Raw genomic sequence first — 497 nt, forward strand, 5'->3', positions numbered from 1 at the left:
ACGCATCCCAGAACGACGTGATCCCCGACTGCCCGTACATCGCGTCGAAAGCCTGCGCGATCGACCCCGCACCACCCCGGATCGTGTACCCGAACGCGTTCTTCTTCGCATCCGTCAGCTTCCGCGCCGCCCGGTAGAAGGCGTCCCAGGTGAGGGGCTCCGGCAGGCCGGCCTTCTCGAACAGGTCCGTGCGGTAGTACAGGACGCCGTTGTTGGCGTTGGTGGGCAGCATGTAGTGCGCGCCGTCCCGGCCGCCCGCGACCTCGGCCGACTCGAGCATGCCGCGGTTGAGCCGGCCGTCGAGCGGGGAGCCGGACAGGCGCTCGTCGAGCGGGTCGACGGCGTTCTGCACGACGAGGCCGGAGAGGATCGCGGTGCCGACGCCGCCGACGTCGGGCAGTCCCCCGCCCTGGATGGCCGTGTCGTACTTCGACTGGATCTCGGTGGAGGAGACTCCGACGTACTCGACGTCGATGTCCGGGTTCGCCTTCTCGAAC

At 69.0% G+C, this 497-nt stretch carries 1 protein-coding gene; it reads right to left on the reverse strand.

Features of this window, described 5'->3' with window-relative positions; translation table 11 throughout:
* The coding region (locus GTW43_RS29235) for an extracellular solute-binding protein (protein WP_161305001.1) at positions 1 to 497 on the reverse strand (497 nt) is incomplete at both ends.

It is taken from the genome of Streptomyces sp. SID5785 (genome assembly GCF_009870065.1).
Taxonomy (GTDB): Bacteria; Actinomycetota; Actinomycetes; order Streptomycetales; family Streptomycetaceae; genus Streptomyces.